This window comes from Streptomyces sirii (genome assembly GCF_045690365.1).
Classification (GTDB): Bacteria; Actinomycetota; Actinomycetes; order Streptomycetales; family Streptomycetaceae; genus Streptomyces; species Streptomyces sirii.
Genome location: NZ_CP147982.1, coordinates 5198038 through 5220535, shown reverse-complemented (window position 1 = coordinate 5220535; position 22498 = coordinate 5198038). Strand labels below are relative to the sequence as shown.

General features: G+C 72.1%; 23 protein-coding genes. 5 read left to right on the top strand and 18 right to left on the bottom strand.

What is annotated here, in order from left to right; genetic code table 11:
- Positions 1–153: 153 nt before the first annotated feature.
- Complete coding sequence (locus WAB15_RS23640; protein ID WP_407287463.1) at positions 154–843, top strand: SCO3374 family protein; 690 nt, start codon at positions 154–156, stop codon at positions 841–843.
- On the opposite strand, the gene WAB15_RS23635 is transcribed toward WAB15_RS23640, so the two are convergent.
- From WAB15_RS23635 to WAB15_RS23590, 10 genes are all read right to left on the bottom strand, one after another.
- Complete coding sequence (locus WAB15_RS23635) at positions 774–1109, bottom strand: Lsr2 family protein (protein WP_399150810.1); 336 nt, start codon at positions 1107–1109, stop codon at positions 774–776. The two genes, WAB15_RS23640 and WAB15_RS23635, sit on opposite strands and share 70 nt — an antisense overlap.
- Positions 1110–1265: 156 nt before the next feature.
- Complete coding sequence (locus WAB15_RS23630; protein WP_399150798.1) at positions 1266–1784, bottom strand: amino-acid N-acetyltransferase; 519 nt, start codon at positions 1782–1784, stop codon at positions 1266–1268.
- 9 nt (positions 1785–1793) lie between these two features.
- A complete protein-coding gene (locus WAB15_RS23625) occupies positions 1794–2291 on the bottom strand; it encodes a BlaI/MecI/CopY family transcriptional regulator (protein WP_399150809.1) in 498 nt (165 codons plus the stop codon).
- Between the two features lie 190 nt (positions 2292–2481).
- Positions 2482–2658 (bottom strand): hypothetical protein, encoded by a 177-nt coding sequence (locus WAB15_RS23620; protein ID WP_393498643.1) that lies wholly within the window; start codon positions 2656–2658, stop codon positions 2482–2484.
- A 62-nt stretch (positions 2659–2720) separates the two neighbouring features.
- Positions 2721–3338, bottom strand: coding sequence for a hypothetical protein (locus tag WAB15_RS23615; protein ID WP_407289278.1), 618 nt, complete (start codon positions 3336–3338; stop codon positions 2721–2723).
- 146 nt (positions 3339–3484) lie between these two features.
- A complete protein-coding gene (locus tag WAB15_RS23610; protein WP_384428101.1) occupies positions 3485–4282 on the bottom strand; it encodes a type III pantothenate kinase in 798 nt (265 codons plus the stop codon).
- Positions 4283–4287: 5 nt separating this feature from the next.
- Positions 4288–5361 (bottom strand): carboxylating nicotinate-nucleotide diphosphorylase, encoded by a 1074-nt coding sequence (nadC, locus tag WAB15_RS23605; protein ID WP_407287462.1) that lies wholly within the window; start codon positions 5359–5361, stop codon positions 4288–4290.
- Positions 5358–7139, bottom strand: a complete 1782-nt coding sequence (locus WAB15_RS23600) for an L-aspartate oxidase (protein WP_399150796.1) — start codon at positions 7137–7139, stop codon at positions 5358–5360. Before WAB15_RS23600 ends, nadC begins: the two co-directional genes overlap by 4 nt.
- Positions 7136–8323, bottom strand: coding sequence for a pantoate--beta-alanine ligase (panC, locus tag WAB15_RS23595; protein WP_407289277.1), 1188 nt, complete (start codon positions 8321–8323; stop codon positions 7136–7138). Before panC ends, WAB15_RS23600 begins: the two co-directional genes overlap by 4 nt.
- A gap of 11 nt (positions 8324–8334) precedes the next feature.
- Entirely contained in the window at positions 8335–9321 is a 987-nt protein-coding gene (locus WAB15_RS23590) for a Rossmann-like and DUF2520 domain-containing protein (RefSeq protein ID WP_407287461.1), read from the bottom strand.
- Between the two features lie 246 nt (positions 9322–9567).
- On the opposite strand from WAB15_RS23590, the gene WAB15_RS23585 reads away from it, so the two are divergent.
- Complete coding sequence (locus WAB15_RS23585) at positions 9568–10884, top strand: threonine aldolase family protein (protein ID WP_407287460.1); 1317 nt, start codon at positions 9568–9570, stop codon at positions 10882–10884.
- Positions 10885–11047: 163 nt separating this feature from the next.
- On the opposite strand, the gene WAB15_RS23580 is transcribed toward WAB15_RS23585, so the two are convergent.
- Both WAB15_RS23580 and WAB15_RS23575 read right to left on the bottom strand, forming a co-directional pair.
- On the bottom strand, positions 11048–11803 hold the full coding sequence (locus tag WAB15_RS23580) for a GntR family transcriptional regulator (RefSeq protein ID WP_407287459.1): 756 nt from the start codon (positions 11801–11803) through the stop codon (positions 11048–11050).
- Between the two features lie 516 nt (positions 11804–12319).
- Positions 12320–12619, bottom strand: coding sequence for a hypothetical protein (locus WAB15_RS23575; protein ID WP_407287458.1), 300 nt, complete (start codon positions 12617–12619; stop codon positions 12320–12322).
- 100 nt (positions 12620–12719) lie between these two features.
- Between WAB15_RS23575 and WAB15_RS23570 the strand changes: the two genes are divergently transcribed.
- On the top strand, positions 12720–13829 hold the full coding sequence (locus WAB15_RS23570; RefSeq protein ID WP_399150791.1) for a DUF5937 family protein: 1110 nt from the start codon (positions 12720–12722) through the stop codon (positions 13827–13829).
- A gap of 83 nt (positions 13830–13912) precedes the next feature.
- On the opposite strand, the gene WAB15_RS23565 is transcribed toward WAB15_RS23570, so the two are convergent.
- Together WAB15_RS23565 and WAB15_RS23560 are read right to left on the bottom strand one after the other, a co-directional pair.
- Positions 13913–14605 carry a response regulator gene (locus WAB15_RS23565; protein ID WP_399150790.1) on the bottom strand — a complete coding sequence of 231 codons (693 nt, stop codon included), beginning with the start codon at positions 14603–14605 and terminating at the stop codon, positions 13913–13915.
- A gap of 113 nt (positions 14606–14718) precedes the next feature.
- Positions 14719–15924 carry a histidine kinase gene (locus WAB15_RS23560; RefSeq protein WP_399150789.1) on the bottom strand — a complete coding sequence of 402 codons (1206 nt, stop codon included), beginning with the start codon at positions 15922–15924 and terminating at the stop codon, positions 14719–14721.
- A 208-nt stretch (positions 15925–16132) separates the two neighbouring features.
- Between WAB15_RS23560 and WAB15_RS23555 the strand changes: the two genes are divergently transcribed.
- Positions 16133–17176, top strand: coding sequence for an SAM-dependent methyltransferase (locus WAB15_RS23555; RefSeq protein ID WP_407287457.1), 1044 nt, complete (start codon positions 16133–16135; stop codon positions 17174–17176).
- Positions 17177–17259: 83 nt separating this feature from the next.
- Complete coding sequence (locus WAB15_RS23550) at positions 17260–18402, top strand: NADH-quinone oxidoreductase subunit D (protein ID WP_407287456.1); 1143 nt, start codon at positions 17260–17262, stop codon at positions 18400–18402.
- 173 nt (positions 18403–18575) lie between these two features.
- Here WAB15_RS23550 and WAB15_RS23545 read toward each other — a convergent pair whose 3' ends face one another.
- From WAB15_RS23545 to WAB15_RS23530, 4 genes are all read right to left on the bottom strand, one after another.
- Positions 18576–19808 carry a hypothetical protein gene (locus WAB15_RS23545; protein ID WP_399150786.1) on the bottom strand — a complete coding sequence of 411 codons (1233 nt, stop codon included), beginning with the start codon at positions 19806–19808 and terminating at the stop codon, positions 18576–18578.
- A gap of 64 nt (positions 19809–19872) precedes the next feature.
- The gene (locus WAB15_RS23540; RefSeq protein WP_407287455.1) at positions 19873–20838 is read right to left on the bottom strand and encodes an ABC transporter substrate-binding protein; all 966 of its coding nucleotides are present in this window, start codon (positions 20836–20838) and stop codon (positions 19873–19875) included.
- Between the two features lie 119 nt (positions 20839–20957).
- Positions 20958–21710, bottom strand: a complete 753-nt coding sequence (locus WAB15_RS23535; protein ID WP_407287454.1) for an ABC transporter permease — start codon at positions 21708–21710, stop codon at positions 20958–20960.
- Between the two features lie 2 nt (positions 21711–21712).
- The gene (locus tag WAB15_RS23530; RefSeq protein WP_399150783.1) at positions 21713–22447 is read right to left on the bottom strand and encodes an ABC transporter permease; all 735 of its coding nucleotides are present in this window, start codon (positions 22445–22447) and stop codon (positions 21713–21715) included.
- Positions 22448–22498: the final 51 nt, after the last annotated feature.

Here is a 22498-nt window from a genome sequence, read left to right as displayed (position 1 = left end):
ACTGACACTCCATGCGGCGCGGGCCGCTTCCATCCGCTACGGGCGAACATCCGCACGCCACCGAATGCCCCGCCACGCCCCTTCCGTGAATACGGTGCGCTCCCGTATCCCTACCCAGCGTAACTTCCCGGATTGTGGGCAGTTGCACCGGGCATGGCCCGCGTGCTTCCGCGCCCCCGCAGCCCTCTCGACCACGTCCGCAGGTGGTACGAGGACGAGCTGGGCTGGCCGACCACCGGATCCGAGCCGGTCGAGCTGCTGACGGGGCTGCGCTTCGACGTCCTGGAGATGCCGACCGACGCGGGCCGTGCCGTCCTGCGGCGCTGGCCGCGGACCGGTCCGGTGGCGCTCCTGCGGACCGGAGGCGACGGGAAGCAGCCGTCCGATCGGCCGAAATTGCTCATGCTCGTCGCGGCCGGCGGTGCCGAGGAACTCCCGGGAATCCTGGAATGGCTGGAGTGGGGTTCCCTCGCATCGGATCTCACGGCGCGGGGGGCCGGGGACCGGATGCCGGCGCCGTCGTTCCCCACTGGCACGTCACCGGCATCGCCGCCCTGCGGATTCGGCGCGCGGGAGGCCGCGGGATGGGTGCGACCTCCCCGGCCCGGGTACGAGGCGGAGAATTCCCTGCCCACCACGGGGCTCGGGACAGGAATCGGGGACGGTGGGGGCGCCCCCGACCTCGTACGACTCGTGAGCGCGGCGGCGACGGAGTGCCACCGTGCCCGGTTGTTGCGTGCTGGTAATGCCCAATCGGACCGCGCCTACGGCGATCAGCCGTTGGCCTTCTCGAATGCCTCGCGAATGTCGGCGGGGACACGGCCGCGGTCATTGACGTTGTAGCCGTTCTCCTTCGCCCAGGCGCGGATCTTCGCGGTGTCCTGGCTGGCGCCGGAAGCGGCTACACGCACCTTGCCACGGCCCGAAGAACGCCCACCGGTACGGCGACCGGCCTTCACGAAGTCCGCGAGCGACTCACGCAGCTTCTGCGCGTTGGTGTCGGAGAGGTCGATCTCGTAGGACTTGCCGTCGAGAGCGAACGTCACCGTCTCCTCCGCCTCGCCGCCGTCGAGGTCGTCGACAAGAAGAACCTGAACCTTCTGTGCCACCGGTTTCCCTTTCATCGAATGCGGATTACGACGGAAAGCAAACCGCTTTTCCGGGAAAAACACAAACCCTTGGGTAGGGTTCACTTGCCCGCAGACCGGGGAACACATGCTTCCGTAGCCATGAGATAGGGGAGCGATTCGGACATAGAACACTCATCACAGGTGCAGAAGCATCCGGCTGTTGCCCAGGGTGTTGGGCTTCACTCGTTCGAGGCCGAGGAACTCGGCAACGCCCTCGTCATAGGAACGCAGCAGCTCACTGTAGACATCACCGTCTACGGGAGCCTCGCCGATCTCCACGAAGCCGTGCTTGCCGAAGAACTCGACTTCGAAGGTGAGACAGAAAATGCGCCGCACTCCGAGCCAGCTCGCGGTGCGCAACAGCTTGTCGAGCACTTGGTGGCCGACGCCGGAGCCCTTCAGCTGCGGGTCCACGGCCAGGGTGCGGACCTCGGCCAGGTCTTCCCACATGACGTGGAGTGCGCCGCAGCCGACGACCTCGCCGTCTTCGTCGCGCTCGGCGACCCAGAACTCCTGGATGTCCTCGTAAAGCGTGACGGTGGCTTTGTCGAGCAGGATCCCGTCGCGCGAGTAGGCGTCGATGAGACCTCGTACGGCCGGTACATCGCTGGTCCTGGCGCGGCGGACGGTGAGGCCTTTTGAATGCGGAGGCATGCCGGGACGCTATCGCCCCTTGCCGCCCGTGCCCGCCCCGGGTTCATCCCCTTCGGAGGGTCCGCCTTCCCCGTCGGCTTCCGCTGCGGCTTGTGCTTCGCCTTCTTCGGCCGGTGCGGGCCGCGGAGCCGCTTCCACCTGTTGTTCCGTGCCTTCTGCGGCTTCCGGCTCTTCGGCCGGTTCGTCGGCTTGCACCATCCGTACGGCATCGCGCAGGGCATGTCGCTGTTCCGGCGACATCATGCCGAAGAAGGCCACAAGAGCGGCCGCGGGGTTGTCACTGGCGGACCATGCCTCGTTCATCAGTGCGGCCGCGTAGGCGGCGCGAGTGGAGACCGCCTCATATCGATAGGCGCGGCCTTCTGCTTCGCGGCGCACCCAGCCCTTCTGATGGAGGTTGTCCAATACGGTCATGACCGTTGTGTAGGCGATCGACCGTTCCTTCTGCAGATCTTCCAGGACTTCTCGAACGGTGACCGGGCGGTTCCACTCCCAGACCCGCGTCATGACCGCGTCTTCCAGATCACCCAATGGTCTCGGCACACAAGAACAATAGTGGGAGATGTCGCGAATGCCCGTTGATCTCGTTGCGTTTGTGCCGTCCCGTGTGCCGGGCCGCAAAAAAGATGTACGGCCCGGGACGGTCGGTCCCGGGCCGTGGCAGTGCGTGTGGGCCGCCGGAATGGCGGCGGGCGGTTCAGGCGCCGTGCGCCCTGGGCTCCCCGGCGGACTCGGCGCGGGCCAGTGCGGCGTCCACGGCGGCGTCCTCCTTGGACTTGTTCTCCCCGCCCTGGCTCTTGATGATCGTCACGATCAGGGCGGTGAAGGCCACGGCCATCACCACGGGCGGGAGCAGCGCTGCGACGTAATCCATGGCGTATGGCCTCCCCATAGGGCGTAAGCAACCAAAAGCTACGCAGCCAGGGTACGCAGCGCTCAGGCGGTGCGGTTCTCGGGGGGCGGGGCGGGTTTGCGGCGGGGCGGGAAGACCTCGCCCGGGGTGGGGATCGGCCGGTCCGGGTGCGGGGCCTTGGGCTGCGGCGCCGGAGCGGGTTCCGGCTTCCGCTCGGGTTTGGGCTTGCGTGCCGGGTCCGGTTCGCGCCCGCTGCGGGGCCCTGAGCGGCCGCCTGGCAGCGCGCGGAGCCGGACCCGTACGGATTGTTCGGCGAGCTGCTCGCAGTGGCGCAGCAGGGCGCTGCGGCGTTCGTACTCGGCGGTCCCGGTGTGCCGGGTGCGCAGCGCGCGCAGGGCGGCGAGGTCGTCGGCGTCGGGGGTGTACCCGGCCGCCAGCGCCTCCTTGAGGTGCGCGAGGTAGCCGGCGGCGGCGCCGGGCAGGGCTTCGCGATAGCGGACGAGGTCGGCGAGCAGGAAGGCGCGCAGCCGGCCGCCTTCGCACACCGCCTCGTCGACCGCCTCGGCCAGCCGGAGGTATTCCTGGATGTCCTGCGGCCACTCCGGGGCGGGGGCGGCGGGCGGGGCGGCGGGGTCCGCCGTCTGGAGGGCATGGGCGAGGGCGCGACGGAGCACACGCAACTCATCGGCGCTGAACGCCATGCCGCCGCGGGTTCCGTTTGGCATTGGCATATGGCGACTTTACGACCGTTTTCGACAAAAGCCGCTTAATTCGTGAACGGTGGCGCGGCAGCGAGCCGCACCACCGTTCACGGGTCCGTTGTTCCGGCCCGGCGCTCCGGCCTTGCTCAGGAGCGGGCGATGTTCCGCTCGTAGACCAGTCGCAGTCCGATGAGGGTGAGCCAGGGCTCGTGCGCGTCGATCACCGAGGACTCGCCGAGCACCATCGGGGCCAGCCCGCCGGTGGCGATCACGGTGACCTCGTCCGGGTCCTCGGCCAGTTCCCGCGCCATCCGCTGGACCACGCCGTCGACCTGGCCGGCGAAGCCGTAGAGGATGCCGGACTGCATCGCCTCGACGGTGTTCTTGCCGATGACGCTGCGCGGCCGGGCGAGTTCGATCTTGCGGAGCTGGGCGCCCTTGACGCCCAGTGCGTCCACGGAGATCTCGATGCCCGGCGCGATCACGCCGCCGACGTACTCGCCGCGCGCGCTGACCGCGTCGAAGGTGGTGGCCGTACCGAAGTCGACGACCACCGCGGGACCGCCGTAGAGCTCGACCGCCGCCAGGGCGTTGATGATGCGGTCGGCGCCGACCTCCTTGGGGTTGTCCATGAGGATCGGCACGCCCGTCTTGACGCCCGGCTCCACCAGGACGGCGGGCACATCGCCGTAGTAGCGGCGGGTGACCTCGCGCAGCTCGTGCAGGACGGAGGGCACGGTGGAGCAGATGGCGATGCCCTCGATGCCGTCGCCCAGGTCGTCGCCGAGCAGCGGGTGCATGCCCATCAGGCCCTGGAGGAGGACGGCGAGCTCGTCGGCGGTGCGGCGGGCGTCGGTGGAGATCCGCCAGTGCTCGACGATCTCCTCGCCGTCGAAGAGGCCCAGAACGGTGTGGGTGTTGCCCACGTCAATGGTCAGCAGCATGGCGGTCAGCGGCCCTCCCCGGCCCCGTCCTCGCCCGCGCCGTCGTCCTCGCCCGCGTTTTCGTCTTCGCGCAGGTCGAGGCCGATGTCGAGGATCGGGGAGGAGTGGGTCAGGGCGCCCACGGCCAGGTAGTCGACGCCGGTCTCGGCGTAGGCGCGGGCGTTGGCGAGGGTCAGGCGCCCGGAGGACTCCAGCATCGCCCGGCCCGCCACCAGGTCCACGGCCTCCTTGGTCTGCTCCGGGGTGAAGTTGTCGAGCAGGATCAGGTCGGCGCCCTCGGCCAGGATCGGCGGGATCTGGTCGAGCCGGTCGACCTCCACCTCGATCGGCACACCGGGGAACTCGGCCCGTACGGCCGTGAACGCCGCGGCCACCCCGCCGGCCGCGACCACGTGGTTGTCCTTGATCAGCGCCGCGTCCGACAGTGACATCCGGTGGTTGACGCCGCCGCCGCAGCGCACCGCGAACTTCTCCAGGGCGCGCAGCCCCGGCGTCGTCTTCCGGGTGTCGCGGACCCTGGCCTTGGTGCCTTCGAGGACGTCGGCCCACCTGCGGGTCGCGGTCGCGATGCCCGACAGCCGGCACAGGATGTTCAGTGCGCTGCGCTCGGCGGTGAGCAGATCGCGGGTGCGGGTGGTGACGGACAGCAGCTTGGCGCCGGCCTCGACCCGGTCGCCGTCCTCGACGTGCCGCTCGACGGCGAACTCGTCGGTGCACACGATGGACAGGACCGCCTCGGCGATCCGCAGCCCGGCGACCGTGCCGGCCTCGCGGGCCGTGAAGTCGGCGGTGGCGACCGCGTCTTCGGGGACGGTCGCCACGGTCGTGACGTCCACGCCCTGGTCGAGGTCCTCCTCGACGGCGAGGTGCGCGATGTCTTCGACCTGTACGGGGTCGAGGCCGGCGTTCACCAGGAGCGCGGCAAGGTCGGGGTCGAGGCCGCAGGTCAGCGGGTCGATCTCGTACGAGCCGTCGTCGCCGCCGGCACAGCCGCAGGCGTCGCCGCAGCCTCCGCCGGTGGGGGCGCCGCCGGTGGGCCCGCCGATCTGGAGGAGGGGGAGGTCGTCGGGCGTGCTCACGGGTTCTGCTCCGTTTCGGGAAGGGTGGCGGGGAAGTTGGGCGAGTCGGATATGCCGCTGACGGCCACGGTGTAGGGCGGGCGGTAGGTGACCATGTAGTGGTGCTGGTAGAGGTCGTCCCGGCGCTCGGGGTAATCCGAGCGCCAGTGGCAGCCACGGGTCTCCTCGCGGGCCCGGGCGCCGGCGACCAGTACCCGCGCGACGAGCAGGAGGTTGGTCGTCTCCCATGCCTCCACGCCGGGCTCGACCGCCTTGTGGTCCTCGACGCCGGGCAGGTCCTCGGCGCCGGCCGCATCCGGGCCGTCGGCCTGGCGCTGCAGCCGGATGAGGGCCTTGGTCGCCTCGCCCAGGCTCTGCGCCGACCGCAGCACTCCGGCGCCCGCGGTCATGGCCCGCTGGATCGTGGTCCGTGCCTCGGGGGCGAGCAGCAGTGCGCACGGCCCCTGCGGTGTGACGGGCGGCCCGGGCGTGCGGACCGGGCGGGCGGTGATGTCGGCGGCGATCCGCTCCGCGAACACCAGTCCTTCCAGGAGGGAGTTGGAGGCCAGCCGGTTCGCGCCGTGCACGCCGGTGCAGGCGACCTCGCCGCACGCGTACAGGCCGGGCACGGTCGTCCGGCCGTGCAGGTCGGTGCGGACTCCGCCGGAGGCGTGGTGCGCGGCGGGCGCGACCGGGATCGGCTCGGTGACCGGGTCGATGCCGTGGGAGCGGCAGGCCGCCAGGATGGTCGGGAAGCGCTGCTCCCACATCTGGGCGCCGAAGTGCCGGGCGTCCAGGTACATGTGCTCGGTGCCCTGCTCCTGGGCGCGGCGCGTGATGCCCTTGGCGACGATGTCGCGCGGCGCCAGTTCGGCCAGTTCGTGCTGACCGACCATGAAACGGGTGCCGTCGGCGTCGACGAGGTGTGCGCCCTCGCCCCGTACGGCCTCGGAGATCAGCGGCTGCTGGCCCTCCGCTTCGGGGCCCAAGTACAGGGCCGTGGGGTGGAACTGCACGAATTCGAGGTCCGAGACCTCGGCGCCGGCGCGCAGCGCGAGGGCGACGCCGTCGCCGGTGGACACGGCCGGGTTGGTGGTCGCGGAGAAGACCTGCCCCATGCCTCCGGTGGCGAGGACCACGGCGGGGGCGTGTACGGCGCCGACGCCGTCGTGCTGGCCCTCCCCCATGACGTGCAGGGTGACGCCGGAGGTCCGGCCTTCGGCGTCCTTGAGCAGGTCGAGGACGAGAGCGTTCTCGATGGTGCGCAGTCCGGCGGCGCGGACCGCCTCGACCAGCGCGCGGGAGACCTCGGCCCCGGTGGCGTCGCCGCCGGCGTGCACGATACGGCTGCGGTGGTGGCCGCCCTCACGGGTGAGCGCTATCTCGTCGCTGCCCGGTGCGGTGTCGAAGCGCGCGCCGGTGCCGATCAGCCGGTGGACGGCGTCCGGGCCTTCGGTCACCAGGGTGCGTACGGCCACCTCGTCGCACATTCCGGCGCCCGCGACCAGGGTGTCGGCCAGGTGCTGCTCGGGGGTGTCGCCGTCGCCCAGGGCCGCCGCTATGCCGCCCTGCGCCCAACGGGTGGAGCCGTCGTCCAGGCGGGCCTTGGTGACGACGACGGTCCGGCGGCCGGCCGCGGCGCAGCGCAGGGCGGCGGTCAGCCCGGCCACGCCGGAACCCACGACGACGACGTCCGCTTCGATGGACCAGCCGGGGGCGGGGGCGTTCAGACGTATACCGGTGCCTGGTACGGGGCGGGTGCCTGCTCCGGTGGCAGGGGTTGTTCCGGTGGCGGTCATCGGGTCGCTCCGAGGGGGCCTTGGGGGGTGGTGGGCGGTGTGGCGGGGGTGGTGGGGGTGCGGGACGTGCCGGGGGCCGGCGTCGTTCCGCCGGCGCGGGTCGTTCCCCGGTGGGCGGCCTCGTCCTGTGGCAGCGAGGCTCCGAAGACGAGACGGATGTTGTCGATGAGGCGCGTGGTGCCCACCTTGGCGGCCACCGCCAGGATGCCCTCGCCCTGGTAACCGTCTTGGATCTCGGTGAAGTCCGACGGATCGACCAGTGCCAGGTAGTCGAGCGCGAGCGGCGGGTCGAGCTGGGCGGCGTCCTCCAGGACCACGCGGGCCGCGGCGCGCGCCACGGACGGCCCGTGCGGCGGGCCCGCGGCGGCGTAGGCGACCGCGTGCGCGTCGGCGGCGGCGCGGTCCTCTCCGATGGCGGCCAGCGCCGCGGAGCGGTCCTGCGCCGGGTGGCCGGCGGAGGCGGCGCGGGCGCGGAGCGCCTCCTCGGCGGTGAGCCGGTCGCGGGCCGCGAACAGGGCCGCGGAGAGCGCGAGCGCGGTGCGCCGCTCCGGGGTGGACAGGTAGCGGTTGCGGCTGGAGAGGGCGAGGCCGTCGTCCTCGCGCACCGTGGGGACGCCGACGATCTCGACGGGGAAGTTCAGGTCGGCCGCCATCCGCGTGATGACGGCGAGCTGCTGGGCGTCCTTCTGGCCGAAGAACGCGATATCCGGCGCGGTCAGATGCAGCAGCTTGGCGACGACGGTGAGCACGCCGTCGAAGTGGCCGGGGCGGCTGGCGCCCTCCAGGCGGGTGCCCATGGGGCCCGCGGCGATCCGGATCTGCGGCTCGCCGCCCGGATAGACCTCCTCGGCGGACGGGGCGAAGACCACGTCCGCGCCGGCCGCCACGGCCAGCTCGACGTCCGCGTCCAGGGTCCGCGGGTAGCGGTCCAGGTCCTCGCCCGCCCCGAACTGCAGCGGATTGACGAAGACCGTCACGACGACCTGGCCGTCCGGCCCGACCCGGCGGCGGGCGGTGCGGACCAAGGTGGCGTGGCCCTCGTGCAGTGCCCCCATGGTCATGACGACGGCGCGGGCGCCACCTCGGCGCGGCAGGTCGCGCAGCGCTGCGGCGGTGTGCAGGAGGGGGGTGGGGTGATCCGGTGCGGAGTCCGGGGACGGCTGCGGTGCCGGCGTCGGGCTCATGGGCGAGGAGGTCACCGGTCGCCTCCTTCGGGGCCGTGGTCGGGGGTGTCGGGGCCTTGGTCGGGGGAATCGGGGGTGGCTGCGCCGGAGGAGTCGCCGGCGTCCGCGAGCACGTCGAGGAGGTCCTCGGCCAGTTCGGGCTTCAGCAGCCCGTGGGCGAGCGCCCGGTCCGCGGTCGTACGGGCCATGGCGAGATAGCCCGCGACGCTCTGCGGCGCGTGCCGGCGCAGCTCGGCGACATGGGCGGCCACGGTGCCGGCGTCACCACGCGCGACCGGTCCGGTCAGCGCGGCGTCACCGGACCGCAGCGCGTTGTCCAGCGCCGCGCCGAGCAGCGGGCCCAGCATTCGGTCCGGGGCCTGCACGCCCGCGTCGCGCAGCAGCTCCATCGACTGGGCCACGAGTGTGACCAGGTGGTTCGCGCCGATCGCGAGCGCCGCGTGGTAGAGCGGACGGGAGGATTCCGCGATCCATTCGGGTTCCCCTCCCATCTCGATGACCAGCGCCTCGGCGGCCATCCGCAGCTCGTCGGGGGCGGTCACGCCGAACGAGCAGCCGGCCAGCCGCTGGATGTCCACGGAGGTGCCGGTGAACGTCATGGCCGGGTGCAGGGCGAGCGGCAGCGCACCGGCCCGGGTGGCGGGGTCCAGCACCGCCGTCCCGTAGCGCCCCGAGGTGTGCACCAGCAGCTGGCCCGGCCGTACGGCGCCGGTCTCCGCAAGCCCGCTCACCAGGCCCGCGAGGGCATCGTCGGGAACGGTCAGCAGGACGAGGTCGGCGCGGGCGAGCACCTCGGCCGGGGTGACCAGGGGGACGTCGGGCAGCAGCTCGGCGGCACGTCGTACGGAGGCGTCGGAGACTCCCGACACGGCAACCGGGCGATGCCCTGCGAGCTGCAGAGACGCGGCGAGGGCGGGCCCGACACGGCCTGCGCCGACGACTCCGACGGTCAGCCGGGCGGGGCGGTCCTGGGCCTCGATGGGTGGGGTTGCGTTCACGCGGCGATGGCCTTCCGTTCCAGTCCGCGGGGGGTACCGGACGATTCCTCGCCATGCTACGCGAGTGCTTCCGGCGTGCTTCAGGGCTGTACCGAGGGTGAGACGGGGGTCTCTCGCGAGAGTTATCCACAGGGGTCGCGGGCCCGCGACGGGCTGGGTCATGATCGGTGCATCGGCGCGCGGAAAGCGCGAGGCAAGGGCAGGCGAGCCAGCGGACAGCGCACGGCAGGGGGACGGATGAAGCGCATGACGCAAACAGGGGACGGGGCTCCGGACGGGGCCGCGCGAGACGCCTCGGGCAGTGCCTCTTCGGAGAGGGAAGTCGACACCGACACCGACGCCGGCACCATGACGGATTCCGGCAGGGGCATCGACACGGACTCGGACAAGCTCCACGGCGTCGCGGTGGTCGAGCGGGAGCGGATGCTCGCGGCGTTCCGCGGCTCGAAGCGGATACTGCCGGGCGGCGCACCCGTCGATACCGTCCGCGAGCGGCTGAAGCGCCTGGTGGCCGACGCTCCCGCCGCATACGACCTGGACGACTGGATCGATGTCTACGGCAACGCCGACGGCATAGTCGGCGAGCTGGAGCGCCGGACGGCCGAAGTCCTGGGGACGGAGGCCGCCGCCTTCTTCCCGACCGGCACGATGGCCCAGCAGGTGGCGCTGCGCTGCTGGGCGGGGCGTACGGGCAATGCGACGGTCGCCGGTCACCCCCGCTCCCATCTGGAGGTGCATGAGCGCGATGCCTATGCGGTGGTCAGTGGGCTGCGCATGGTGCATCCGACCGGCGCTCCCCGGCTGCCGACCGCCGCCGAGATATACGACCTCCAGGAGCCGTTCGGGACCCTCGCGCTCGAACTCCCGCTGCGGGACGCCGGATTCGTGCTGCCTTCATGGGAGGAGCTGACCGCTGCGGTGGCGGCGGCCCGGGACCGCGATGCGGTGGTGCACTTCGACGGCGCGCGGCTGTGGGAGTGCGGCCGGCACTTCGGCCGCTCCCTGCCGGAGATAGCGGCCCTCGCGGACAGCGTGTACGTCTCGTACTACAAGTCGCTCGGCGGCATATCGGGCGCCGCGCTCGCCGGCAGCGAGGACTTCGTGGCGGAGGCGCGCGCCTGGCGGCACCGTTACGGCGGCCAGCTGTTCCAGCAGTGGCCGACCGCACTGGCCGCGCTGGCCGGCCTGGACCACGAGCTGCCACGGCTGCCCGGGTACGTGGCGCACGCCGAGGTCGTGGCGCGGGCGCTGCACGACGGTCTGGCCGAGGCGGGTGTGCCGTGGTTCAGGGTGCACCCGCGGGTCCCGCACACCCACCAGTTCCAGGTGTGGCTGCCGTATCCGCCCGAGGCGCTGAACGAGGCCGTGGTCCGGCAGGCGGAGGAGGCCAAGACGACGCTGTTCCGCAAATGGTTCGAGCCGGACCTGGCCGGGCCGCCCGGGGTGGCCATGACCGAGATGACGGTCGCCGCCTCCGCCATGGAGTGGACTGCCGCGGACGTGCAGAGGGCGGTCGCGGAGTTCGTGGGCCATGTGGGGAGGGTGACGGGGACGGCCTCCTAACAACGGGCCGGGCCGCATTGGCGCGGACTTCGCCCCGGACACGACCGAGGCGGATGCCGAGGCACGCCCCGGCATCCCGGAGCACGCGGCGCGCCACGCGACCCGACGCGGTGGCCTCCGGCGGCCCGACCCCCGCGGCTGCGGACTCAGCAGATGGACCGGCTCAGGCGTCGAAGTCGTACTCCAGCACGTAGGCCGACGAGTCGAGCGTCATCTCGTTGACCTCAACCGCGCGCCCCTCCTCGGTCACCGCCGTACGGCTGATGAGGATCACAGGCGTGCCGGAGGGGAGCCGCAACCGCTCGGCCTCGTCTGAGGAGGGCATGCGGACCCGCACCTCCTCCCGGAAGCGCACCGGTCCCGCACCCAGTTCCGCGAGCCGGGCGTAAATGCCGCCAGGCCCGCTATCGGGTTGGGTAATCGCTGACCCTGCCACCAGATCGGCAGGGAGGAAGGACGTGGAGAGCAGCACGGGTTTTCCGTCGAGCACGAAGCGGCGGCTGCGCACACAGACAGCCGCACCCGGCGCGATGTCGAGCCGCGCCGCAACGGAGTCGCGCGCCCGCTCTTCGCCGATGGTGGCCTCATCCACCACCAGGCTCCGATCGGGCACATCGGCCGACCAGACCGATTGCCCGGCGCCCCAGTGTTCCTGTGCCAGGCGAGGAACCCCGCGCCGTCGGATCGGCCGGAAGCTCCGCACGAATACTCCAGCACCCTTACGGGACTCGGCCAGTCCCTCGGAACGCAGCACTCCCAGCGCCTGACGCGCCGTCATCCGCGCGACGCCGTGCTCGGCCATCAGGTCGTTCTCGCCGGGCAGGCGATCGCCCGGCTGGTATGCGCCTGAGGCGATGGCCTGCTTCAAAGCCTCGGCGATCCGCTGGTACTTGGGCGACTGCTTGTCCTGGCCAACCATGGCGGCGCTTCCCTCCTGGCGATCTCTAGACATCCTAGAGATGTGTTCGAGTCGCGTGATGGCGGCATCATCACGACAGGCATCACACCTCTAGAGAAGTCATTGACGCTGCGCACTCGAACCGCTTCACTGGGTAGCGGACAGCTTCTCTAGAGAACTGGAGTTGAAGTGTCACAGCACGCACGTCCACGCCTGCTCCCTTGGTCAAGCCCAGACGGAAAGCCGTGTTACCTGCTCTCGACGGACGGCGGCCCCGTTGCGCGTCGCGCGGACGCCGTGGAGCGGGTCCAGTTGGACCAAGGCGAGAGCCTCCTGGAACACGCCGACCCCCTGCTGCTCGACGAAAGGGCCACCGCCCACGAACTGCGGTACCTCGCCCGCTGCTTGAGGGACGCTCTCGGTGACAGTCTGCGCGTCGCCCGCAGTCGGGGACATCGGCTCGGGGGTGCCTAGGGCCGTCCCAGTACCGGTGCTGGAGCGCTGGGGCCTGTCCGGCCCTGGCCCATCGGACAGGTCCTAAGCACGGAGCAGGTCGTTGCCGTCCCGGGTGGTCGGCTCCGCTGAGCGGTTCTCGGCCGGGGTGGGGGCGAGTGGGTGGGTCGCGGGGCGGGGGCGGGAGAAGCCCGGGGCGGCTGCCCGTACGGCCCGCCGGATCCGCCCCAGCCCCTGCGTCCCGAAGACCACTGCCTGGAAGCGTCGCCACTGGCGGATCTCGTGAGCGGTGCGGACGGTGTGGAGGCCGGGGGCGGGTGGGGTGGCTTCGGCTCGTTGGGCGGCGCGGTAGGTGTCGAGGAGGTGCTGCTGAATGGCGTCCATGGGTCCCACTGTGGGGCGGTCCGGCCGGCTGGGGCTCGTCGATTGACCGGAGCCGTCAATCGACGGCCGTGCAGGTCGCGCGCTCGCGCATGATGGGTTCATGGCCAACGTCATCGACATCACCGGGCTGCCGCCGGAGCGCATCGTCTTCTCCCCCTCGCCCCTGGCGGAGCTGAGCGCCGCGCTGCACGCGCTGTCCGAGCCGGGGCACCACCCCGGGCTGCACGGCTGGGTCACCGCCACCAACGCGGCACTGAAGACCGACCTCGCCGACCGGCTGTGCGAGGCGGATTTCCTGTGGCGCTCCTCCCGCTCCGACATCCTGCTGCCGGCCCGCCCCGGGGCGACGCTCGCCGAGGAGCTGGACGAGCTGGACAAGATCGACGATGAGCGGTTCGTGGCAGCCGCGTTCGAGATCTCCTGCTCGGCGAAGTACACCCGCCCCACCCCGTCGCCCCTCGTCGACGCGGACGAGCGGGCGCGCGTACGGGAGATGGCCGCCGCGCGGGGCCCCCGGCAGGCGGCCTTCACCGACCGGATGCTGACCGATCCCGACGGTCTGCGGGTGTGGCTGCGCCGGCTGTTCGAGGACTGCCAGGAGGCGTTCTTCGGGGACATCTGGCGGCGGGTGGGCATCCAACTGGCCGCGGACGCACGGCACAAGACCGAGCTGCTGCGCCGCAAGGGCCTGGCCGAGACGCTGCCCGCGACATCGGCGGCGCTGTCGCTGGAGGAGGCGCAGGACGGCAGCGGCGGCGTCCGCATCATGATCGACAAGCTGGCCAGCGGCCGTACGACGGCCTATGCGAGCCCCGCGGACCCCGGCGTGACGTTCCTGCCGACGTCGTTCGGGTGGCCGCATCTGGTGTTCAGCCATGCGCCGGGGTGGCGTCCGGTGATCCAGTACCCGGTCGCCAGCCCGGAGTTGCCGGCGCCCGCCGCGCTGGAACTCGTCCAGCAGCGGCTGGAGGCGCTGGCGCACCCGATGCGGATGCAGCTGTGCCGCACGCTGTCGCGGGGGCCGCATACGACGGGGGAGCTGGCGAACGCGTACGGGATCACCCCGCCGGAGGTGTCGCGCCATGTCGCGACGCTGAAGAAGGCCGGGCTGGTCCAGACGCGGCGCCGTGGGCGCTATGTGCTGCACCAGCTGGATCTCCAGGTGGTGGCCCGGCTGGGCAGCGACTTCCTTGAAGGCGTGTTGCGTTGAGCGTGAACGGGCGCACAGCGGGTTGACGCCCGACCCCTCCCCCTGAGGGCCTGCCCCTACCCGCCACGCTCCGGGGCCTCCCGCTACGCGCCCGCTCCGCCTGTCCCGCCCGCCCGTACCAGCCCCGTCTCGTAGGCGAGGACCACTGCCTGGACCCGGTCCCGCAGGCTCAGCTTGGTGAGGATCCGGCCGACATGGGTCTTGACGGTGGCCTCCGACAGCACCAGCCGGGCCGCGATCTCACCGTTCGACAGGCCCTGGGCGACCAGCAGCAGCACCTCCCGCTCGCGCTCGGTCAGCCGCTCCAGCTCGGGCCGGGACGGCTCGGCGCCGGTGGCGGGCAGCATCGGCGTGAAGCGGTCGAGGAGCCGGCGGGTGGTGGACGGCGCGACGACCGCGTCGCCGCTCTCCACGGCGCGGATGGCGGCGAGCAGTTCGTTGGGCGGCACGTCCTTGAGCATGAAGCCGCTGGCGCCGGCCTTCAGCGCCGAGAAGGCGTACTCGTCCAGGTCGAAGGTGGTCAGGATGAGCACCTTCGGGGCGCCCTCCTTCTGCCCGCCCTCGCAGATCCGGCGGGTGGCCTCCACGCCGTCCAGATGCGGCATGCGGACGTCCATGAGGATCACGTCGACCTTGGTGGAGCGCAGCACCTCCAGTGCCTCCACGCCGTTACCCGCCTCGGCGACGACCTCCATGTCGGGCTGCGCGGCGAGCACCATCCGGAAGCCGGTGCGCAGCAGCACCTGGTCGTCGACGAGCATCACGCGGATGGTCATGGCGGGTGGGTCCCTTCAGACATGAGAGTGGGGCGGCCGAGCGTACGGGGTCGAGGCGGTGGGCGGGGCGGGTGCGTCGGCGGTGCGGACCGTGGTGGGCCGGCCGGCGGCGCTCATCTCTGAGGTTTGAGCGGCAGTACGGCGGTGACGCGGAAGCCGCCGCCCGGCCGCGGGCCCGCGGTCAGGCTGCCGCCGACCATGCCGACCCGCTCGCGCATGCCGATCAGGCCGTGCCCGAGGCCGTCCGCGCCGCCCTCTTCGTAGAGCTCGTGCTGGGCGCCCCGGCCGTCGTCCTCGACGAGCAGGTCGAGTTCGTCGTCCTTGTAGGAGAGGCGGACGGTGGAGCCGACATCGGGGCCGCCGTGCTTGCGGGTGTTGGTGAGCGCTTCCTGGACGATGCGGTACGCGGTCAGTTCGACGCTGCTGGGCAGCGGGCGCGGTTCGCCCTCCATCCGGAAGTCGACCGGGAGTCCCGCACCGCGCACCTGGTCGATGAGATCACTCAGCTGCTCGACGCCCGGCTGGGGGACGTACTCGCCGCTCTCGGGCTGTTCGCCGGTGCGCAGTACGCCCAGCAGGCGGCGCATCTCGGCCAGTGCCTGGCGCCCGGTGCCGGAGATCGTCTCCAGGGCCTGGCGGGTCTGTTCGGGGGCGGTGTCCAGGACGTAGGCGGCGCCGTCGGCCTGGACGACCATCACCGAGACGTTGTGGGCGACGACGTCGTGCAGCTCGCGGGCGATCCGGGCGCGTTCGGCGGCGACCGCGATCCGGGACTGCGCCTCGCGCTCCTTCTCCAGCCGGGCCGCCTTCTCCTCCAGCTGTGCCCAGTAGGCGCGGCGGGTGCGCATGGAGTCGCCGAGCACCCAGGCCAGTACGAAGGGCACGGTGAGCAGCGCGGTGAAGAACGCCATCTCCCACACCGGCCGGCTCGTGGGCCCCTCCGAGAAGCGCCACAGGGACAGGGTGGGGCCCAGGAGGGCGCCGGCGAGCGCGCAGCGAGAGGCCCAGCGGGGGATGGTGGGGCCGGAGGCGACGGTGTAGGTGATCACGAACATCGCGAAATCACCGGGGTTGGTCGGGATGGCGAAGACCAGTTGGCCGACGCCGATGGCGGCCGTCAGCAGCAGCATCTTCACGGGGGCCCTGCGGCGCAGCGCGATGACGAGGCACAGGCCGACTGTGAAGATCGCAGCGATGATCTGCTCGGTGCCCGTGGTGTCGGCCATGAGCCACAGCCCGCTGAACCCGAGGAGGAGGACGGCCCAGAAGGTGTCCACTCCCGTCGGGTGCCTGCGGAGGAAGTCGTAGAGGCGCTGCACGTAACCCAGCGTAGGCAGGCCGGATAGGTGTACGGGTCAACCGGAGGAGCGATCCTGTGCGACCGGCCTACTCCGCAAGGTGGAGACTCTCTGCGCCGAATGTGGTGGACCGGAGGTCGATCTCCACATCTCCGCGCGATCTCCCCGCAGCCCGATCTGCGGTCTCCCCGTCGGCCGGAGGCCCGCGCCCGCCCGTACCGTGGGGCAGGTGACGAACGAGTGGTGCGGCTGGCGGGATGCGACGGAGCGGGCGCTGTACGGGGCGGACGACGGCTTCTACACCCGGCCCGGCGGCCCCGGCCCGGCCGGCCACTTCCGGACCTCCGTCCATGCCTCCCCCCTCTACGCCGGTGCGGTCGCCACGCTCCTGTGCCGCGTCGACGCCGCGCTCGGCCACCCGGACGAGTTGGCGCTGATCGATGTCGGGGCCGGGCGCGGCGAGCTGCTGACCGGGGTGCTGGCCGCGCTGCCCGACGAGGTGGCCGCACGGCTCCATCCGTACGCCGTGGAGCGCGCCGCCCGCCCCGAGGGCCTGGACCGGCGGATCGGCTGGCTGGCCGAGCTGCCCGCCCCCGGCTCGGTCACCGGGCTGCTGTTCGCGAACGAATGGCTCGACAATGTGCCGGTCGACGTCGTCGAGACGGATGCCGACGGCGTGCCGCGCCGGGTCCTGGTCCGCGCGGACGGCACCGAGCGGCTGGGCGAGCCGGTCGACGGGGCGGACGCGGAGTGGCTCCGCCGGTGGTGGGCGCCGCCGCTGAGCGCCTCCGAGGACGCCACGGCCGAGGCTCCCTCCCCCGGGCTGCGCGCCGAGATCGGCCGGCCCCGGGACCTGGCCTGGGCGCGGGCGGTCCGTTCACTGCGCGCCGGGCTCGCCGTCGCCGCCGACTACGCCCACGAACGGGGCGGCCGCCCGCCCTTCGGCACCCTCACCGGCTTCCGCGACGGCCGCGAGGTGCACCCCGTCCCGGACGGCAGCTGCGACATCACCGCCCATGTCGCGCTGGACGCCTGCGCCGGCCCGTCGGCGGAGCGGCTGACCCAGCGCGAGGCGCTGCACGCCCTGGGGGTGGACGGCCGGCGCCCGCCGCTCGCCTTGGCCGGCACCGATCCGGGCGGCTATCTACGGGCGCTGAGCGCGGCGGGTGCGGCGGCGGAGCTGACCGACCCGGCGGGCCTGGGCGGCTTCGGCTGGCTCCTGGAGCCGGTGGGTGGGGAGTGCGCGGGGCTGCTCGAGGGGTGGGACACCTAAGGGGCCAAGGGGTGGGACATCCTGAGCGGCCCAAGGGGTGGGACGCCTGAGAGGCGGGTACCGGGTGCTGCGAGACTGTTCCCATGACGGAGACGACGGTCGGCATCGGCGGCGCGGCGGAGAGCACCGACATGGTGCTGAACATCGGCCCGCAGCATCCCTCCACACACGGTGTGCTGCGGCTGCGCCTCGTCCTGGACGGCGAGCGGATCCAGCACGCCGAGCCGGTGATCGGCTATATGCACCGCGGCGCGGAGAAGCTCTTCGAGGCGCGCGACTACCGCCAGATCATCATGCTCGCCAACCGGCACGACTGGCTGTCGGCGTTCTCCAACGAGCTGGGCGTGGTGATGGCCGTCGAGCGGATGCTGGGCATGGAGGTGCCCGAGCGCGCGGTGTGGGTACGGACGCTGCTGGCCGAGCTGAACCGCGTGCTGAACCATCTGATGTTCCTCGGCTCGTACCCCCTGGAGCTGGGCGGCATCACCCCCGTCTTCCACGCGTTCCGTGAGCGCGAGGAGCTCCAGACCGTCATGGAGGAGATCTCCGGCGGCCGGATGCACTACATGTTCAACCGCGTCGGCGGCCTCAAGGAGGACCTGCCGGCCGGCTGGCTCGGCCGGGCCCGGCACGCCGTCGCCGATGTGCGCTCCCGTATGGACGTCTTCGACAACCTGGTCCTGGGCAACGAGATCTTCCGCGGCCGTACGCGGGGGATCGGTGTGCTCGCGCCCGAGGCGGTGCACGCGTACGGCGTCTCCGGGCCGATCGCCCGCGCCTCCGGTGTCGACTTCGACCTGCGCCGCGACGAGCCGTACCTGGCGTACGGGGAGCTGCAGTCGACGCTGAAGGTCGTCACCCGCCGGGAGGGCGACTGCCTGGCGCGCTTCGAGTGCCTGCTGGAGCAGAGCCACAACGCGCTCGATCTCGCCGATGCCTGCCTGGACCGGATCACCGAGCTCCCTGCGGGGCCGATCAACCAGCGGCTCCCCAAGGTCCTGAAGGCCCCCGAGGGCGCGACGTACGCCTGGACCGAGAACCCCTTGGGGATCAACGGCTACTACCTCGTCTCCAAGGGTGACAAGACCCCCTATCGCCTCAAGCTGCGCTCGGCGTCGTTCAACAACATCCAGGCGCTGGTGGAGCTGCTGCCGGGGACGCTGGTCGCCGACATGGTCGCGATTCTCGGGTCGCTCTTCTTCGTCGTGGGCGACATCGACAAGTAGGCGCGGTGGGCGGTGGGCGGCGGGCGCCGCGCCGGGAGTCGTCTCCCCCATCGGGCGCTCGCCCGCCTCGTCCACACCCTGTGGACGGCCCCACCGAGGCCAGTCGAAAGCGTTCGGCCCCGGAGCCTGTGAGGGCTCCGGGGCCGAACTGCCGAATATGCCGACCGAGGTGGTCAGGAAATGGCGCTGCGCAGCGCGCCGAGGTCGAGCTGTTCGGTCTCGTCGTGCGCGGTGAGGTCGATGACCTCGCCCGCGCCGGCGGTGGTCTCGCCGTCCGCGACCGGCTCGGCGGCCTCCTCGGCGGCCTCCTCAGCGTCCGTCTCGGCGCTTCCCGCGGTCAGCTCCGGGCGAGCGTCCTTGCGCGCCTCTGTACGCGCCTCACGGGCCTTCGCGCGGGCCGACTGCTCCGCGAGTGCCTCGTCGCCGACGACGTCCGCCAGATCGTCCTCCAGCGGCGCGGGCAGCTCCCGGGGACCGGCGGCGGTCGCGTTGCCGAAGAAGTCGAAGCCGCCCAGTTCGCGGGATGCGGTGGGGCGCTGCGGGGCGACGGCGGTGGCGGTGGCCGGGACGGGGCGGAGCGCGGGTCCGGCGGCGGTGGCCGTACGGGCGTGGCGTGCGTCGCCCGTGCGCTCGACGGCGGCCGCCCGGCTGTTCCCCCGGTCGTTCTCACCGTCCTGGGCGCTCTTGCCGGTCTGGGCGGCGCCCTCGGCGGACCGTCCGGCGGGGGCGGCCGCCGCTGCCCGGTCGCCGGCCCGCGGCGTACCCGTGGAGTTCTGGGCGGCGCGCTGCCGGGCGGCGTTGCGGGCCAGTCGACCCAGTGCCCGGTCGGCCTGCGCGTACAGGGCGGCGGTCGGGCCCTGGCGGTCCGCGGCCGGGCGACCCGGGGTCGTGGCGGGCTCGCGCTGGGCCGGGACGGTGTCGGCGGCGGCCGGCAGCGCCTTGGCGGGGGCGGCGGCCTCTATGGCGAGCAGCCGGCGGCCCTCCAGGGCGCTGGCCCGCTCGGTCTCGGCGGTGGCGTAGCGGCGCAGCAGCTCGGCGTGCTCGCTGCGCAGCCGGGCCAATTCGGCCCGCTTGGCGCGCAGTTTGGTGTCCAGGGCCGCGCGGAGCTCGCGGGACTCCTCGACGTCCGTTTCGAGCTCGGCTATCCGCTCCTCGGTGCGCCACTCGTCGCGCACCCGGGCGCGGGTGAGTTCGGCGACCCGTCGGCCGGCCTTGCGGTCCCAGGTCCGCAGCAGGACGGCGCCGGTCAGTGCGGCGGCCGCCGCACCCGCGGCGAGCACCCGTTGCACCAGGTCGTCGCCGACAAACCACGCGCCCGCGGCGCAGGCGATCGACGCACCGGCGACCGTCGAGGGAGGAAGCAGCCGGTGGAGGGGTGGTGAATGGCGGTGGCGTCCTCGTGGCATGGCCAGAAACTTACCGTGCGTGCGGGACCTATGGGGCCCCGCCCGCCAATCCGTTTCACGCTGGTTACTTCTTGAGCAGCCCCTTGGACTCCAAAAACGCCTGTGCGACATCCGCGGGCTTGAGCCGCTCGGCATCCACCTTGCGGTTCAGGTCGATCAGATCTTCGGTCGTCAGCGCGTTCGTGAGCTTCCCGAGGGCGGCCTCGATCTCCTTGTCACCTGCGCTCTTGGCATTCACCACGGGCAGCACATTGTCGGCGTTCTGGAGCTTCTTGTCGTCCTTGAGAAGCACCAGGCCGAAGTTGTCGAGCGTGGCGTCCGTGGTCGTGGTGAGCACCAGTTGGTCGGTGCCGTCCTTGACCGCCTGCTTGGCCTGCGGGGTCCCGACTCCCTTGGGGTCCAGGCCCGTGATGTCGATGCCGTACGCCCGCTCCAGGCCCGGCTTGCAGAACACCCGGGTCTCGCACTCCTCGCCCGCCGCGAGTTTGATCTTCTGCTTCGATTTGCCGAGGTCGGAGAGGGTCTTCAGCTTGTGCTCGGCGGCGAATTCCTTGGTGACCGCGAACGCGTTCTGATCCGTCGCCCCGCCCGCCGACAGGACCTTGAGTCCGCGCGGCCCGGCGAGCTTCTTCAGCGCCGCCACCGTCTTGTCGACGTCGCTGGAGGCGACGGGCTTCGCCTTGCTGCCGTTCTTCTTCGCGTTGAGGAATTCGGCGAGGGTGGAGGCGTATTCCGGAACCACATCGATCTGGCCCTTCTCCAGGGCCGGTTCATACAGCTCGCGATTGGCGAGCGTCTGCACCCGGGTGCGGTATCCGGCGTCGGCGAGGACCTTGGAATATATCTCGGCGAGCACCTTCGACTCGGTGAAACCGGCCGAGCCGATGACCAGCTCTCCCTTGCCTCCCTTGCCGCTGCCGCCGCCCTTCTCCTCCAGGCTCTGGCCACCGCACGCGGCCAGCCCGGCCGCCAGCGCGACGACTGTGCCCGCGACGAGCGCGGTCCGGGCCGCGCGCGACTTGCTGCTCATGGATGCCACCAATCAGTCCGTTCGGATCCGCTCGGGTCCGGCGGGGTCGGGTTCGGGTAGGTCGGTTCGGGTTCGGGTCGGTCAGCTGGTGAGGGGCCCGGTCGGGCCCGCCTCGGTCCCTACGGGGCGGGTGCCGAAGCCGGTGCGCCGCGGCTTCGCCCCTCGCCCGCGCCCCTGGTCGTACGCGATGCCGTCCGCACGGCGCGGCGCCGCCCCCGCATCGGGTCCAGGAGCCGCTCCGCGAGGACGAGGACGCCCTCCACGGCCAGGGCGAGCACGGCCACCAGCACGGCGCCCGCGACGACCTGGGCGGTGTCGTAGTTGCCGAAGCCGGCGGTGATGATCCGGCCCAGGCCCCCGCCGCCGGCGAGCGCGGCCAGCGTCGCGGTCGCCACCACCTGGACCGTGGCCGACCGCAGGCCGGTCATGATCAGCGGATAGGCGAGCGGTATCTCGACCCGCACCAGGAGCTGCGGCCCGGACATCCCCATCCCGCGCGCCGCCTCGACCACGTCGCGGTCCGCCTCCCGCATGCCCAGATAGGCGTTGGTCAGCAGCGGCGGCACCGCGAACAGCACCAGCGCGATGACCGTCGGCCAGTCCCCGTGCCGCCCCAGCGGGCTGAGCGTCAGCAGCACCAGGACCGCGAACGTCGGTACCGCACGCCCCACGTTGGAGAGGTTGACCGCGAGGGCCCCGCCCTTGCCGATGTGCCCCAGATACAGCGCCACCGGAAGGGCTATCAGGCAGGCGAGGAGCAGGCACAGCGCGCTGAGCCAGGCATGCTCGGCCAGCCGATGCCCCACCCCCTTCTCCCCCGCCCAGTTGGCCGCCGTCGTCAGCCACTGCCAGGCATCCGCGATCGCCCCCATGGTCAGCCCACCGCCTTCGCCGTCCGTGCGCCGCGCCGCGCCGGGGACTTCGCCCGCGCCTGCGCCCGCGTCCAGGGCGTCAGCAGCCGCTGAAGGCCCATCAGCAGCACATCGGCCGCCAGTGCCAGCAGTACGCACAGCACCGACGCCGTCAGCACCTCCGCCTTGAAGAAGCCCTCCATACCGCTGGCTATGAGGTTCCCCAGGCCGCCGTACCCGACGACGGAGCCGACGGTCGTCATCGCCACCGTCGAGACCGTCGCGATCCGCAGGCCGGCCACCACCGCGGGCAGCGCCAGCGGGAGTTCCACCTCGAACAGCAGCCGCGCGGGGCCGTAGCCCATCCCGCGGGCGGCCTCCCGCACCTCGGCGGGCACCGCCTGGAGGCCCGCGAGGATGTTGCGCACCAGGATCGTCAGCGAATACAGCACCAGGCCCGTGACGACCACCGCGGCGGAGACCCCGAACACCGGTGTCAGCAAGGCGAACATCGCCAGCGACGGGACCGTGTACAGCACCGTCGTCAGCCCCAGGACCGGCCCGGCCGCGCCCCGGCGGTGCCGGGCGAGCAGCGCCAGCGGAAAGGCGATCAGCAGGCCGATCGCCACGGACACGGCGGTGATGCCGATGTGCTGGACCGTCGCGTCCACCAACTCCTGGCTGCGGGTGCGCAGATACTCACCGCAGATCCAGTCGTTCGTCACCAGACAGCTCGGCCCGGCGGCACTGCCGCTCATGGCTCGTCACCTCCCCCGTCCCCGTCGCACACCTTTGCGGTGGCTGTCTGC

What these genes read in the sequence shown, in the direction of transcription:
- WAB15_RS23640 (WP_407287463.1), top strand. Translation starts at nt 154, where the DNA reads ATGGCCCGCGTGCTTCCGCGCCCCCGCAGCCCTCTCGACCACGTCCGC.
- WAB15_RS23630 (WP_399150798.1), bottom strand. Translation starts at nt 1,784, where the DNA reads ATGCCTCCGCATTCAAAAGGCCTCACCGTCCGCCGCGCCAGGACCAGC.
- WAB15_RS23625 (WP_399150809.1), bottom strand. Translation starts at nt 2,291, where the DNA reads ATGACGCGGGTCTGGGAGTGGAACCGCCCGGTCACCGTTCGAGAAGTC.
- WAB15_RS23620 (WP_393498643.1), bottom strand. Translation starts at nt 2,658, where the DNA reads ATGGATTACGTCGCAGCGCTGCTCCCGCCCGTGGTGATGGCCGTGGCC.
- WAB15_RS23615 (WP_407289278.1), bottom strand. Translation starts at nt 3,338, where the DNA reads ATGGCGTTCAGCGCCGATGAGTTGCGTGTGCTCCGTCGCGCCCTCGCC.
- WAB15_RS23610 (WP_384428101.1), bottom strand. Translation starts at nt 4,282, where the DNA reads ATGCTGCTGACCATTGACGTGGGCAACACCCACACCGTTCTGGGCCTC.
- WAB15_RS23600 (WP_399150796.1), bottom strand. Translation starts at nt 7,139, where the DNA reads ATGACCGCCACCGGAACAACCCCTGCCACCGGAGCAGGCACCCGCCCC.
- panC (WP_407289277.1), bottom strand. Translation starts at nt 8,323, where the DNA reads ATGAGCCCGACGCCGGCACCGCAGCCGTCCCCGGACTCCGCACCGGAT.
- WAB15_RS23585 (WP_407287460.1), top strand. Translation starts at nt 9,568, where the DNA reads ATGACGCAAACAGGGGACGGGGCTCCGGACGGGGCCGCGCGAGACGCC.
- WAB15_RS23580 (WP_407287459.1), bottom strand. Translation starts at nt 11,803, where the DNA reads ATGGTTGGCCAGGACAAGCAGTCGCCCAAGTACCAGCGGATCGCCGAG.
- WAB15_RS23575 (WP_407287458.1), bottom strand. Translation starts at nt 12,619, where the DNA reads ATGGACGCCATTCAGCAGCACCTCCTCGACACCTACCGCGCCGCCCAA.
- WAB15_RS23570 (WP_399150791.1), top strand. Translation starts at nt 12,720, where the DNA reads ATGGCCAACGTCATCGACATCACCGGGCTGCCGCCGGAGCGCATCGTC.
- WAB15_RS23565 (WP_399150790.1), bottom strand. Translation starts at nt 14,605, where the DNA reads ATGACCATCCGCGTGATGCTCGTCGACGACCAGGTGCTGCTGCGCACC.
- WAB15_RS23550 (WP_407287456.1), top strand. Translation starts at nt 17,260, where the DNA reads ATGACGGAGACGACGGTCGGCATCGGCGGCGCGGCGGAGAGCACCGAC.
- WAB15_RS23545 (WP_399150786.1), bottom strand. Translation starts at nt 19,808, where the DNA reads ATGCCACGAGGACGCCACCGCCATTCACCACCCCTCCACCGGCTGCTT.
- WAB15_RS23540 (WP_407287455.1), bottom strand. Translation starts at nt 20,838, where the DNA reads ATGAGCAGCAAGTCGCGCGCGGCCCGGACCGCGCTCGTCGCGGGCACA.
- WAB15_RS23535 (WP_407287454.1), bottom strand. Translation starts at nt 21,710, where the DNA reads ATGGGGGCGATCGCGGATGCCTGGCAGTGGCTGACGACGGCGGCCAAC.
- WAB15_RS23530 (WP_399150783.1), bottom strand. Translation starts at nt 22,447, where the DNA reads ATGAGCGGCAGTGCCGCCGGGCCGAGCTGTCTGGTGACGAACGACTGG.